Annotated in this window: 12 protein-coding genes; 8 read left to right on the top strand and 4 right to left on the bottom strand. The window is 71.9% G+C overall.

Annotated elements, in window-relative coordinates:
- Positions 1–4: 4 nt before the first annotated feature.
- The 4 genes from glmS (at position 5) to VMR86_21345 (ending at position 5519) form a co-directional block, all read left to right on the top strand.
- On the top strand, positions 5–1843 hold the full coding sequence (gene glmS / locus VMR86_21360) for a glutamine--fructose-6-phosphate transaminase (isomerizing) (protein HTO09613.1): 1839 nt from the start codon (positions 5–7) through the stop codon (positions 1841–1843).
- Between the two features lie 174 nt (positions 1844–2017).
- On the top strand, positions 2018–4234 hold the full coding sequence (locus tag VMR86_21355; GenBank protein HTO09612.1) for a UvrD-helicase domain-containing protein: 2217 nt from the start codon (positions 2018–2020) through the stop codon (positions 4232–4234).
- 2 nt (positions 4235–4236) lie between these two features.
- Positions 4237–4806 carry a GNAT family protein gene (locus VMR86_21350; GenBank protein HTO09611.1) on the top strand — a complete coding sequence of 190 codons (570 nt, stop codon included), beginning with the start codon at positions 4237–4239 and terminating at the stop codon, positions 4804–4806.
- Entirely contained in the window at positions 4803–5519 is a 717-nt protein-coding gene (locus VMR86_21345; GenBank protein ID HTO09610.1) for a Stp1/IreP family PP2C-type Ser/Thr phosphatase, read from the top strand. Before VMR86_21350 ends, VMR86_21345 begins: the two co-directional genes overlap by 4 nt.
- A gap of 7 nt (positions 5520–5526) precedes the next feature.
- On the opposite strand, the gene VMR86_21340 is transcribed toward VMR86_21345, so the two are convergent.
- Complete coding sequence (locus VMR86_21340; protein HTO09609.1) at positions 5527–6075, bottom strand: phosphoribosyltransferase family protein; 549 nt, start codon at positions 6073–6075, stop codon at positions 5527–5529.
- 26 nt (positions 6076–6101) lie between these two features.
- On the opposite strand from VMR86_21340, the gene VMR86_21335 reads away from it, so the two are divergent.
- Complete coding sequence (locus VMR86_21335) at positions 6102–6899, top strand: NUDIX hydrolase (protein ID HTO09608.1); 798 nt, start codon at positions 6102–6104, stop codon at positions 6897–6899.
- 100 nt (positions 6900–6999) lie between these two features.
- A complete protein-coding gene (locus VMR86_21330; GenBank protein HTO09607.1) occupies positions 7000–7971 on the top strand; it encodes an NAD(P)H-binding protein in 972 nt (323 codons plus the stop codon).
- On the opposite strand, the gene VMR86_21325 is transcribed toward VMR86_21330, so the two are convergent.
- On the bottom strand, positions 7968–8852 hold the full coding sequence (locus tag VMR86_21325) for a ChbG/HpnK family deacetylase (GenBank protein ID HTO09606.1): 885 nt from the start codon (positions 8850–8852) through the stop codon (positions 7968–7970). The two genes, VMR86_21330 and VMR86_21325, sit on opposite strands and share 4 nt — an antisense overlap.
- Before the next feature lie 58 nt (positions 8853–8910).
- Between VMR86_21325 and VMR86_21320 the strand changes: the two genes are divergently transcribed.
- Complete coding sequence (locus VMR86_21320; GenBank protein HTO09605.1) at positions 8911–9765, top strand: RluA family pseudouridine synthase; 855 nt, start codon at positions 8911–8913, stop codon at positions 9763–9765.
- A gap of 236 nt (positions 9766–10001) precedes the next feature.
- On the opposite strand, the gene VMR86_21315 is transcribed toward VMR86_21320, so the two are convergent.
- Together VMR86_21315 and VMR86_21310 are read right to left on the bottom strand one after the other, a co-directional pair.
- The gene (locus VMR86_21315) at positions 10002–10976 is read right to left on the bottom strand and encodes an NADPH:quinone oxidoreductase family protein (protein HTO09604.1); all 975 of its coding nucleotides are present in this window, start codon (positions 10974–10976) and stop codon (positions 10002–10004) included.
- A 149-nt stretch (positions 10977–11125) separates the two neighbouring features.
- Entirely contained in the window at positions 11126–11323 is a 198-nt protein-coding gene (locus VMR86_21310) for a DUF1931 domain-containing protein (GenBank protein HTO09603.1), read from the bottom strand.
- A 118-nt stretch (positions 11324–11441) separates the two neighbouring features.
- On the opposite strand from VMR86_21310, the gene VMR86_21305 reads away from it, so the two are divergent.
- The gene (locus VMR86_21305) at positions 11442–12233 is read left to right on the top strand and encodes a hypothetical protein (GenBank protein HTO09602.1); all 792 of its coding nucleotides are present in this window, start codon (positions 11442–11444) and stop codon (positions 12231–12233) included.
- The last annotated feature ends 85 nt before the right edge of the window (positions 12234–12318 follow it).

Raw genomic sequence — 12318 nt, 5'->3', positions numbered from 1 at the left:
GGACATGTGCGGGATCGTAGGCTACGTAGGCCACAGTGACCGGGCGCAGGACGTGATTCTCGACGGGCTGCGGCGGCTCGAGTACCGTGGCTACGACTCGGCGGGGATCGCGGTCGTGGTCGACCGGAAGCTCCGGCTGGTGCGCGCGCAGGGCAAGCTCGTGAACCTCGAGGCCGCGCTGCGCGACGTGCCGCTCGCGGGCTCGCTCGGCATCGGTCACACGCGCTGGGCCACCCACGGCAAGCCCAGCGAGCGCAACGCGCACCCGCACGTGGCGGGCACGGTGGCGGTGATCGGCAACGGCATCGTCGAGAACTTCCGCGAGCTGCGCGACGAGCTCGAGCGCTCGGGCTGCGTGTTCAAGAGCGACACCGACACCGAGATCATCTCGCACCTGGTGTTCGAAGCGCGCAAGCGCGGCAAGTCACTGGTCGACGCGGTGCGCGCGGCCGTGGGACAGCTCGAGGGCTCGTGCGCGATCGCGGTGATCGACGAGTCGACGCCGGGCGAGATCATCATCTCCAAGAACGGCGGCAACCCGATCGTGGTCGGCCACGGCACGGGCGAGAACTTCATCGCGAGCGACATCGCCACGCTCCTGCCCTACACGCGCCAGATCCAGATCCTGCACGACGGCGAGCTCGCGCGAGTCACCACGAGCTCCGTCGAGATCCAGACCTTCGACGGCCGGCCCGTGAACCGCGAGCGCAAGCAGGTGCTCTGGGATCCCGTCCAGGCCGAGAAGGGCGGCTACGACCGCTTCATGCAGAAGGAGATCCACGAGCAGCCGCGCGCGATCGGCGACACGATCGGCGCACGCGTGCTCGAGGCCGACGGCGACATCGACCTGGACGGCATCGCCTTCGACCCCGCCTGGGTGCGCGACCTCCTGGGCGTGCAGCTCGTGGCGTGCGGCACCGCCTGGCACGCCAGCCTGATCGGCCGCTCGATGATCGAGAGACTCGCGCGCATCCCCTGCGACGTGGACCTGGCGAGTGAGTACCGCTACCGCGAGCCGATCATCGGCGAGCGCCACCTGGTGGTGCCCGTGTCCCAGTCCGGCGAGACCGCAGACACGATCGCCGCGCTGCGCGAAGCCACCGACCGGGGCGCGAAGTCACTCGCGGTGTGCAACGTGCACGAGAGCACGATCGCGCGCTCGACCGACTGGGTGCTCTACACGCACGCCGGCCCCGAGATCGGCGTCGCCTCGACCAAGTGTTTCACGACCCAGGTCGTGGCCCTGTATCTCCTGGCGCTCAAGCTCGGCCTGGCCCGCGGCGCGCTCACGCGCGACGCGGTGCGGCGACACGGGCACGAGCTGCGGCGGCTGCCGCGCTTGGTCGAGCAGACGCTCGGCCTGTGGGGCCACATGGAGGCGATCGCGCGCCGCCGCCAGCACGCGCGCGACTTCCTGTTCCTGGGCAAGGGCTACGGCTTCCCGATCGCGCTCGAGGGCGCGCTCAAGCTGAAGGAGATCTCGTACATCCACGCCGAGGGCTACGCCTCGGGCGAGATGAAGCACGGCCCGATCGCGCTGATCGACGAGAACGTGCCGGTCGTGATCGTGGCCAACCAGCCGTCGGTCTACGCGAAGATCGTCTCCAACGCCGAGGAGGCCCGCGCCCGCGGCGGCGTCGTGATCGCCGTCGTCGACGAGAACAACACCGACGTCGAGCGCTACGCCGACGAGGTGGTGCGCGTGCCCGCGACCACCAGCGAGCCCATGTCGGCCATCCTGGCCACGATCCCGCTGCAGATGCTGGCCTACCACGTGGCGACCCTGAAGGGCACCGACGTCGATCAGCCGCGCAATTTGGCCAAGTCAGTCACCGTGGAGTAGCCGGGACCTCGGCACTTCCGCGGCTGATCTTCTGTTGGATGGGGCCCGGCGCGGCGGAGCCGCGCCACCCATACTTCGCTCGGCTGCGCCTCGCTGCGCGCTTCGCTTGCCGGACCCGTTGATTCGATTCGAGCCTTGCTTGCGACCGCAGCCTCCTTTGGCGAAGCTCGCGCGGTGCCGGCGCCGGAAGACATCGTTCGCGGTCTCAACGCGGAGCAGGCGGAGGCCGTGCGCCACGTCGAGGGGCCGCTGCTCGTGCTGGCGGGCGCGGGCTCCGGGAAGACGCGCATGCTCACGCACCGCGTGGCCCACCTGATCGCGAGCGGCGCCGCCTACCCGCACGAGATCCTGGCAGTCACTTTCACGAACAAGGCCGCGCGCGAGATGCGCGAGCGCGTCGAGCGCATCCTGGGCGGCGGCACGCGCGGCGTGTGGGTCTCGACCTTCCACTCGACCTGCGTCCGAATCCTGCGGCGCGACGTGTCGCACCTGGGCTACGAGTCGAACTTCGCGATCTACGACTCCGACGACTCACTCGCGCTGGTGAAGCGCGTGCTGCGGCTGCTCGACGTGGACGAGAAGACCTGGCCGCCGCGCGGCGTGCGTTCGTCGATCGACCGGCTGAAGAACCGCGGGCTCCTGCCCGCCGACCTGGCGAACGAGAGCTCGCTCCAGGGCCGGCGCATGCGCGAGATCTACCAGCGCTACCAGACCGAGCTGCGGCGCGCGAACGCGCTCGACTTCGGCGACCTGATCCTGCTCACCGCGCGGCTGTTCGAGAACCACCCGGCCGTGCTCGAGAACTACCAGCGGCGCTGGCGCTTCGTGCTGGTCGACGAGTACCAGGACACGAACCCCATCCAGTACCGCCTGCTGCGGCTCTTGACCGCGGCGCACCGCAACCTGTGCGTGGTCGGCGACGAGGACCAGTCGATCTACCGCTTCCGCGAGGCCGACATCCGCAACATCCTCGACTTCGAGAAGGACTTCCCCGGCGCGCGCGTGGTGCGGCTCGAGCAGAACTACCGCTCGACGCAGCCGATCCTCTCGGCCGCGAGCGCGGTGGTCGCGAACAACCTCGAGCGCAAGGGCAAGCGCCTGTACACGCAGCGCGGCGGCGGCGAGCTCGTGCGCTTCTTCGAGGCGCAGGACGAGCGCGGCGAGGCGGCGTTCGTGGTGAACGAGCTGTTGCGCGCGCGCGACGCCGGCGAGTCACTCGGCACGGCCGCGATCTTCTACCGCACCCACGCGCAGTCGCGGCCGCTCGAAGAGGAGCTCCTGAAATACAACCTGCCCTACGTCGTGGTCGGAGGCACGCGCTTCTACGACCGCGCCGAGGTGAAGGACGCCCTCGCGTACCTGCGCGCGCTGCGCAATCCGGCCGACACCGAGAGTCTCCTGCGCATCGTGAACACGCCGGCGCGCGGCATCGGCCGGGCCACGATCGAGCGCGTGCTGGCCGCCGCCGAGGAGGCGGGCACCACGTTCTGGGACGCGCTGGTGCGCGGGCTCGGCTTCCTGTCCGCGGCCGCGGCCAAGCGCGTCTCGGAGTTCGTGGCGCTGATGCAGGACCTGGGGCGCACGCTGTCGGGTGACTCGGTGGCCCAGCCGCTGGCGTCCTTGCTCGAGCGCACGGGCTACCTGCGCGCGCTCGAGGCCGAGAACACGGTCGAGGCCGAGGCGCGGCTCGAGAACCTGCGCGAGCTGCTCGCGGCGGTGGAGGAGTTCGAGCGCCAGAATCGCGACACGCGCGAGGCCGGCGACGAGGCGCGCGACCTGGTGGACCTGTTCCTCGAGCAGGTCACTCTGCTCTCCGAGGCCGACGCGGTCGACAGCGCGAGTGACCGCGTCCCGCTCATGACCGTGCACGTGGCCAAGGGACTCGAGTTCAAGCGCGTGTTCGTGGTGGGGCTCGAGGAGGGGATCTTCCCTCACTTCGCCTCGCTCGAGGACCCGGCCGCGATCGAAGAGGAGCGCCGGCTCTGCTACGTGGCCATGACCCGCGCCATGGAGCGACTCACGCTGTGCAACGCCACCCTGCGCCGGCTGCACGGCTCGGTGCGCTACAACCCGCCGAGCCGCTTCCTGGCGGAGATTCCCGACGAGCTGATCACCGGCCGGCGCTTGCGCAGCACCGCCGCCAGACCGGTGCCTTCCGGTCCTCCCCGGACCGAGTCAGGCCCGCGCATCGACTACAGCGATTCGCAGCTCTCGCACGACGAGGTGCCCGAGCTCAGGCCCGAGCAGCGGGTCGAGCACCCGATCTTCGGCGCCGGACGCATAATGGAGGTCGTGGGAGCGGGCGACGCCGCCAAGGCCACGATCCGCTTCGACCGGGCGGGGGTGAAGGTGATCAAGGTCAAATACGGGCAGTTGAGACTCCTCGCTTGAGCGTGCTCGATCTGTATCCCACGGAGATCCTCACCGAGCGGCTGCGCTTGCGCGCGCCGAGGCGCGGCGACGTGACGGCGCTGCACGAGGCCATCGCCGAGACACTGACCGACCTGGTGCCCTGGCTGCCATGGGCGCGCGTCGACCACGGCCCGGCCGAGACGCGCCGCTACCTGCGCGCGGCGCGCAGCGCGTGGTCGCGCCAGAGCGCCTTCGAGTTCCTGATCGAGCTGCGCGACTCGGGGCGCGTGGCGGGAGTCACGAGCCTGCACCGCGTGGACTGGGTGCGCGCGGTGGCGGGGCTCGGCTACTGGGTGCGGCGCTCGGAGTGGAACCACGGCATCGCCACCGAGGCGGCGGCTGCGGCGCTGGCGCACGCGCTCGGCGGCCTGCGGCTGCACCGGATCGAGGCGCTGGTGGCGCTCGAGAACAAGACGAGTCAGCGCGTGGTCGAGAAGCTCGGCTTCGTGCGCGAGGGCGTGGCGCGCGAAGCGGAGTTCGTGGACGGCCGGTATCTGGACCACATCCAGTACAGCTTCCTGCGCAGCGACCCCCAGGCGGGCCTGCGATGACGAGATACGCGCTGCTCTCCGACGTGGGCGTCGAGCGCACCAACAACGAGGACAGCGCCGCGGTCGACCTCGAGCTCGGGCTGTTCGTGGTGGCCGACGGCATGGGCGGTCACGCGGCGGGCGAGGTCGCGAGCCGCGTCGCGGTCGACGCCACGCTCGCGGCGCTGCGCTCGCGTCCGCGGCCCAAGCGCCTGCGCGACGAGGGCGAGGTCATGCTGCAGGCCATGCACGACGCGAACTCCGCCGTGGTGCGCGAGGCCGACGAGCGCGGGACCTTCGGCATGGGCACCACGCTCTCGGCGCTGTTCGTGCGGCGCCGCAGCGCGGTGATCGCGCACGTCGGTGACTCGCGCATCTACTCGATCTCGAAGAAGGGGATCACGCAGCTCACCGCCGACCACACGCTGGTCGCGGCCATGGTCGAGCAGGGCGTGATCACCGCCGAGCAGGCCGCGACTCACCCCGACAAGCACGTGCTCACCCAGGCGATCGGCACGCTGGGGCCGCTCGAGCCGCAGGTGCTGCACGCGAAGATCCCCGCCAAGGGGCGCCTGCTCTTGTGCACCGACGGCCTGCACGACGCGTTGACGCTGGGCGAGATCGAGGCGCTCGCGCGCGGCGACGACCTCGACGAGGCGGCGCGCGCGCTGGTCGACCGCGCGAACGCGGCCGGCGGGCACGACAACGTCACGGTGCTATTGGTCGAGCCCTAGTCACCAGTCACTCGGTGCCTTCCATGACTCCGAGCCAGTCGAGCTCGCGGTAGGCGTCGTCGAGGTCCATGCCGTAGCCCACGACCCAGCCGCGCGCGACCTCGAAGCCCACGTGGTCGAGCGCGAGCGCGACCTGCCGGCGCGAGAGCTTCGAGACCAGCACCGCCGTGCGCAGCGAACGCGGCCCGCCCGCGCGCACGCGCTCAGTCACCGCTTCGAGCGTGCGGCCCTCGTCGGCGATGTCGTCCAGGATCACCACGTCGCGCGCGTGGAACTGCGCGGGCTCGCAGCCTTCGAGCTCGACCGGCCGCAGCTCGAGCCCGCTCGAGCGGCGCGCGCGCACGAAGCGCTGCTCGCCGCGCACGCCCTGCTCGGCGAGCCGTTCGGACAGGCGCTGCGCGAAGCGTCGCGCGCCCTCCGCAATCACCACCAAGAGCGGCGCGGCGCCGGCGAGCGCGCGCGCGATCTCACCGGCCAGCTCGGCAATGCGCTCGTCGACCGCGCGCGCCGAGTAGAGCTCGCGCAAGCGCAGCCCGGTGTCTTCCGCCGGCACCACGGGGGCGCATGCTATAGGATCGCCGCATGCCCGTCGCTCCCGTGCCCGCCGCCACCGTGATGCTGCTGCGCGACACGAGCGCCGGGCCCGAGGTGCTCTTGCTGGAGCGCCACTCGCGCAGTGAGTTCCTGCCCGACGCCTACGTGTTTCCCGGCGGCCGGGTGGACGAGGAGGACCACGCGCTGGCCGAGCGCGTCGCGGGAGTCACTCCCGCGCAGGCGGCAGCGGCGCTGCCCACGGTTTCGCCCGAGCTCGCGCTCGGCTTCTTCGTGGCGGCGATCCGCGAGACCTTCGAGGAGGCGGGCGTGCTGCTCGCGCGCCGGCGCGGTGCCGCCGAGCTGCTCGACCGGCCCAGCGCCGCCGCGCTGGCGCGCCACCGCCTGGCCGTGCAGGCGGGCGACGCGTCGTTTCGCGCGCTGGTCCAGGCCGAGGACCTGGTGCTCGCCGCCGACCTCCTGGCCGTGCACGCGCACTGGATCACGCCCGAAGACTCGCCGCGCCGCTTCGACACGATCTTCTTCGCAGCCGAGACACCGCCCGGCCAGGAGGCGCTGCACGACGGCGTCGAGCTCACCGACCACGTGTGGCTGCGGCCCGCGCAGGGGCTGTCGGAATTCCGCGCCGGAAAGCGCCACATGATCCTGCCCACCTGGGCGAACCTGGAGACACTGCTCGGCCACGCGCGCGCGCACGACGCGCTCGCGGCGTCGCGCCTGCGCTCGCTCGTGCCGATCCTGCCGGTCGTGCGCGAGCGCGAAGGCAAGCGCCGGGTGGTGATTCCGGCCGACGCGGGCTATCCGACGCTCGAGGAGCTGATCGGCTAGCGCGCCCCGATGCCCTCGAGGCGCGCGCAGGCCGCGCTGGTCAGTCGACCCGCGCACGCGCGCTATGCTAGCCGGTGCGGTCGCTGGAGAGGAGTCAGAGGTGCTGGGGCCGGTGGTCGTGCTCGGCGGTTACGGGCGGGTGGGGCGGCTCTGCGTGCAGGAGCTGGCCGCCCGCACGCGCGCGCCGATCCGCGTGGCTGGCCGGAACGTGCAGCGCGCCGAGTCTCTCGCGCTCTCGTTCGGCGACCGCGCGAGTGCCGGCTACGCCGACGCTTCGGAGCCACGCGTGCTCGCGCGAGTGCTCGAGGGCGCGGCGGCGGTGCTGGCGTGCTGCGGCGGCGACCAGGTGCGCGCGCTGCAGTGCGCGCTCGAGCTGCGCGTGCCGTTCGTGGGTCTCTCGCCGGTGCCGCTGCCCGCGCGCAGCCGCGCGCACGTGGCGGAGCTGGCCTGGAAGGCGCAGGTCCCGGTGGTGCTGCACGCGGGCGCGCTGCCGGGCATTCCCGGGATCCTGGCCGAGTCACTCGTGCGGCGCGTGGCGGCGATGCAGCGGCTCGAGATCGCGTCGACCGGCCCGTTCCTCGAGACCGAGACCGCGCGCCGCGACCAGGCCGAGGCGCGCGCCAGCGAGCCCGCGCGCGGCAGGCGGCTGCCCGAGCTGTGGCGCTTCTCGGAGCCGATCGGCCGGCGCGCGCTCGGTCAGGCGGCCTGCGCCGATCTCACGGGCTTCGCCGAGTCACACCTGGTGGGCGAGCTGCGCTATCTGGAGCCGCGCGAAGGCGCGTTCGCGCGCGCGATCTCGCGCGTGGTGTCTCGCGGGGCGGGCGCCGGCTTCGCCGTGGCCGCGCGCGCCTTCGCCCAGGCCGATGCGCGCGAGCCCGTGGCCGAGATCGAGCTCTTGGCGGCCGACGCGCTCACCCCCGCCGCGGCGCTCGCCGGCGCACTGACTGCCGCCGTGCTAGAGGGCCACGTGCCCGCGGGTCTGTCTGCGCCGCGCGAGGCGATCGCGCCCGCCGCGGCGCTGGGCGAGCTCGAGAAGCGCGGCGTGCGCGTTCGGAGCGAGCCGCGCGCCTAGTGTCTGGTCTTCGCGCGCAGCAGGTCGCGCAGCGGCCGCATGCCGATCGTGCGCATGCCGCGCGCCGCGAGCGCGTCGCGCATGCTGCCGTCGCTGTAGATCTTTCGCTCCTCGTCGCGCTGGCGCCAGTCGGGCGTGATCGACTCGAGCTCGCTTCCGCCCTGCGCGCAGTGGGTGATGAGATACGAAAGACCCGAGCCCAGCCGGTCGAGGCGCGTCTGGTTGTGCGCCAGCCCCGAGCCGGGTGGGAAGTCGAGTGAGTCGGCGTCGAAGTGGTCGAAGATCGGGAAGCCCGCGGCCTCGGCCTCGTCGATGCGGCGCGCATACTCGGCGATCCGGTCCGGCAGCCCGTGCGCGGGCAGGTCGCGCGCCCGGATGCGCGGCACGAACGCCGGCAGCCGGTACGCGCTGGCGATGCGGAAGTAGGCGTCGACGAACTTCAGGTTGAAGGCCGTGCCCATGTGCGCGTCGATGTGAGTCACGTCGATGCCCGCGGCCAGCGCGCGGTCGACCTGCGCGCGCATCTCGCGCTCGGCGTCCTCGGCGGTCGCGTGCTCGACCGTCTCGCGCGTGGTCTCCCACATGCCGCCGTCGCGCGCCACCAGGCTCGGCGCCTCGGCCGAGACCGGCCGCCAGCGGTAGCCGGCGTACTCGCAGTTCAAGGTGAGGTGCACGCCCAGGTCGAGCTCGGGGCGCGCTTTGGCGATGCGCGCGATCTCGTCGAAGCCCGGGCACGGCACCATGATGCTGCCGCAGGTCGCGGCGCCCTCGAGCGCGGCCACGCCGCCGCTGTTGGCCGCGCGCGACATGCCCAGGTCGTCGACGTGCACGACCACCACGCGCTCCCGCTCTCCGAGTCCCAGACGTTCGACGATCGACAAGGCTCCCCTCCCCGCGCTGCCAGCATAGCGGCGCTGCGTTTTGCCATCATCGGCCGCCATGGAGCAACCCTGCCGCTTCGCCGTGGAGCCCGCCGACGCGGGCGCGCGGCTCGACCACGTGGTGGCGCGGCGGCTGGGCGTGTCTCGCGGCTACGCGCGCAAGCTGGTCGCCGCCGAGCGCGTGCTGCTCGCCGGCCGGCCGGCCGCGAAGGGCACCCTGCTGCGCGCCGGCGAGGAGATCTGGGTGCTCGCGTTCGCGCGGCCCGACGACCCGCCGCTCGCGAGCCCCGAGCTCGAGCTCCGGGTCGTGGCGAGAGACTCGCGCTGGGTGGCGATCGACAAGCCCGCGAGTCAGCCCACTCACCCGCTCGACGCGAGCGAGCGAGACACCGCGCTGAACGCGTTCATCGCGCGCTTCCCCGAAGTCGCGGGGGTGGGCGAAGGCGGTCTGCGTTCGGGCGTGGTGCACCGGCTCGATCCCGGCACGTCGGGCGTGTTGCTGTTCGCGCTCGGCAACGAGTCCTGGCAGCGGGCCCGAGCCGCCTTCGCGGAGAAACGCGTTCACAAACGCTACGTGGCGCGCGTGCACGGCGCGTTCACGGGCGAGCGCGAGGTCGAGCTCGCGCTCGAGAGCCGCGGCGACCACGTGCGCGTGGTATCTCGCGGCGGGCGGCTCGCGCGCTCGCGCATCCGCGCCCGCCGCACCGGCAGCGACGAGAGCCTGGTCGAGATCGAGATGCAGACCGGCGTGCGCCACCAGATCCGGGCGACGCTGGCGTATCTCGGCTTCCCGGTCGTGGGCGACGCGCTCTACGGCTCGCCCGCCGCGCTGCCGCGCCACTGGCTGCACGCCGAGTCGCTCGCCTGGGAGGACTTCGCCGCGCAAGCGCCCGCCCCCCCCGAGCTGCGCTGAAACCGAAACGCGCGGCGCGTCGTACCACTCCGCGACAACCCCTCAGCGCTCCGCGCGGCGCCGCCATCCGACTCAAGCTCTTGCTGCGACTGCCACCGCAGCAAACGGAAACCCTGCAATCCCCGTGCTTGGTCAGTTTCGGCGCAGACGCGGGCCGGGGGCCTCGCGCAAGCACGCTTGCGCGGGGCTCCCGGTGACTGAGGGAGGCCGGAGCCGCAGGCGAACGAAGTCAATCGCTAAGGCGCGATGATCACCTTGCCGAAGGTCGCGCGGCCGGCGAGCGCTTCCAGCGCCTGCGGCACCTCGTCCAGCCCGTAGGTCCCGAAGATCATCGGCTTCACCTTGCCCTGCTCGTACAGCTTGGCGAGCTCCGCGAACACCTCGGGCACGCGCGCGGGCTCGTTCTGCGCATAAGCGCCCCAGTGCAGGCCGACCACGGAGATGTTCTTGAGCAGGATCCGGTTGGCCTTGACCTCGGGAATCACTCCGCCCGCGAAGCCGATCACGAGCAGGCGGCCGTTCCAGGCAATGCACTTCATCGAGCCGTCGAAGATCTCGCCGCCGACCGGGTCGTAGATCACGTCCGCGCCGCGGCCGCCCGTGGCCTGCTTCACCGCCTCGACCCAGTCGCCGCGCGAGTAGTCGATCGCGACGTCGGCACCCGCGCGGCGCGCGACCTCGAGTTTCTCGGCGCCACCGGCGGTCGCGATCACGCGCGCGCCCAGCGCCTTGCCGATCTGCACCGCCGCCACGCCCACGCCGCCCGCGGCCGCGTGCACCAGGAGTGTCTCGCCGGGCTTCAGGTGGGCGCGCAGGGTCAGCGCCGCGTGCGACGTGGGATACACCACGGGAAACGCCGCGGCCTCGGGGAAGCTCATGGTCTCGGGCATGGGATGCAGCGCCGAGGCCGGTATGGCGACCTTCTCGGCGAACGCGCCCAGCGCGAGCCCGCCGAACACGCGGTCACCCGCGCGCACGCTCGTGACCCCGGGGCCGAGCTCGCGCACGACGCCGGCCACCTCCGCCCCCGGAATGAAGGGGAAGGGCGGCTTCATCTGATATTTGCCCTGCACCAGCAGGATGTCGAAGAAGTTGCAGCCCGCCGCTTCGACGTCGAGCACGACCTCGCCCGCGCGCGGCACCGGATCGGGCCACTCGCGCGCGACGAGCTCTTTCGGTTCCTGCCAGCGCTCGACGACGATCGCGCGCATTCGTCCCCTCCGACGCGGAAGCGCGCAGTCTATCACCCCGGGCTCTAGCCGGTCGCAGAGACGCGAACGCCGACCGGGTCGCCCCGGCCGGCGTGCACTGCGACTTTCCCGATGATCGCGTGGGCACCCTACCCACGCTCGGGTGGGATTCAGACGTCCTGAGGGCGGAGCGTCTTGCGGCCGTTGGCCGTCGCGCGGTTCTGAGCCGCGGCAATCACCTCGCGAACGTGCGCCTCGAGAGCGCCGTAGAACTCGCTCCCGACGTTGCACTTCGACGCGGCCGCCTTCACGCGCGACTTCGAGATGATCATCGAGTCGCCCTTCGCCTTCGCGGCCTTCTTCTTCATGCCCATGTTCGAAAACTCCCAAAAATGTGACGGCGCCGAGAATTCGGCACAGGCGGCAAATAGCATGAAAGGACCCTTCCGCAAGGGGTTAACGCGGATTTCGCGCTAGACTGGGCTCGTGCGCCGCACCCCCGCATTCGCGCTTGCGCTGACGTTTCTGCTCTGCGTCCCGGCGGTTGCCGGCGAGAGCGGCTGGAACGAGCGCAGCTCGAGCCACTTCCAGCTGTTCGAGGCGCTCGGCTTCGCGCGCTACTCGGGGCCGAGCGGGTCACGCGAGTTCGAGCGCGGCGTGCTCGCGACGCTCGAGTCGGCCCACGAGCGCGTGCGCGACCTGCTGCACCTCGAGCCGCGCTCGCGCGTGAAGGTGTACGTGTACGAGCCGAGTGTCTTCGACGCGGAGTACGCCTCGCGCTTCGGCTTCCGCGCCGCCGGCTTCTGGGACGGCGCGATCCACGTGCGCGGCAGCCAGACACTCGACGCGCGGCTGATCTCGACCCTGCACCACGAATATCTGCATTCGGCGCTCGACTCACTCGCGCCGCGCGACCTGTGGCCGGCCTGGCTGAACGAGGGCCTGGCCGTGTATTTCGAACGGCTGGCCCTGGGCCGCAGCCAGCTCGACGGCACGGAGGACGCGCGCCTGCGCGCCGCGGTGGCTTCGGGCCAGTGGATCCCGCTCATGGACCTGTGCGGGCCCACGCTGGCGGGCCTGTCGCAGGCGCCCGCCGAGCTCGCCTATCTCGAGTCGTACGCCGCGCTGGAGATGATGTTCCGCATCTCAGGCAAGGATCGCGTGCGCACGCTGGTCACGGAGCTCGCTCGCACGCGCATGCTCGACCGCGCACTCCAGAGCGCGTTCCACGCCACGCTCGCCGGCATCGACGCGCAGCTCGTCGCGCAGTTCCGCTAGCGCGTTCAGCTCGCCCCCGCGCGCGCCGATCGTCGAGTGTGTCCATGCGCGACCTCGACGAGACGGTGGAGTCCACTCGCCCCAA

The organism is Myxococcota bacterium, from assembly GCA_035498015.1.
GTDB lineage: Bacteria > Myxococcota_A > UBA9160 > SZUA-336 > SZUA-336 > VGRW01.
This window is presented reverse-complemented; position numbering and strand designations above follow the sequence as displayed.

Coding starts and splice junctions, on each gene's coding strand:
- glmS (HTO09613.1), top strand. CDS start 5: ATGTGCGGGATCGTAGGCTACGTAGGCCACAGTGACCGGGCGCAGGAC.
- VMR86_21335 (HTO09608.1), top strand. CDS start 6,102: ATGCCCGTCGCTCCCGTGCCCGCCGCCACCGTGATGCTGCTGCGCGAC.
- VMR86_21320 (HTO09605.1), top strand. CDS start 8,911: ATGGAGCAACCCTGCCGCTTCGCCGTGGAGCCCGCCGACGCGGGCGCG.
- VMR86_21310 (HTO09603.1), bottom strand. CDS start 11,323: ATGAAGAAGAAGGCCGCGAAGGCGAAGGGCGACTCGATGATCATCTCG.
- VMR86_21315 (HTO09604.1), bottom strand. CDS start 10,976: ATGCGCGCGATCGTCGTCGAGCGCTGGCAGGAACCGAAAGAGCTCGTC.
- VMR86_21345 (HTO09610.1), top strand. CDS start 4,803: ATGACGAGATACGCGCTGCTCTCCGACGTGGGCGTCGAGCGCACCAAC.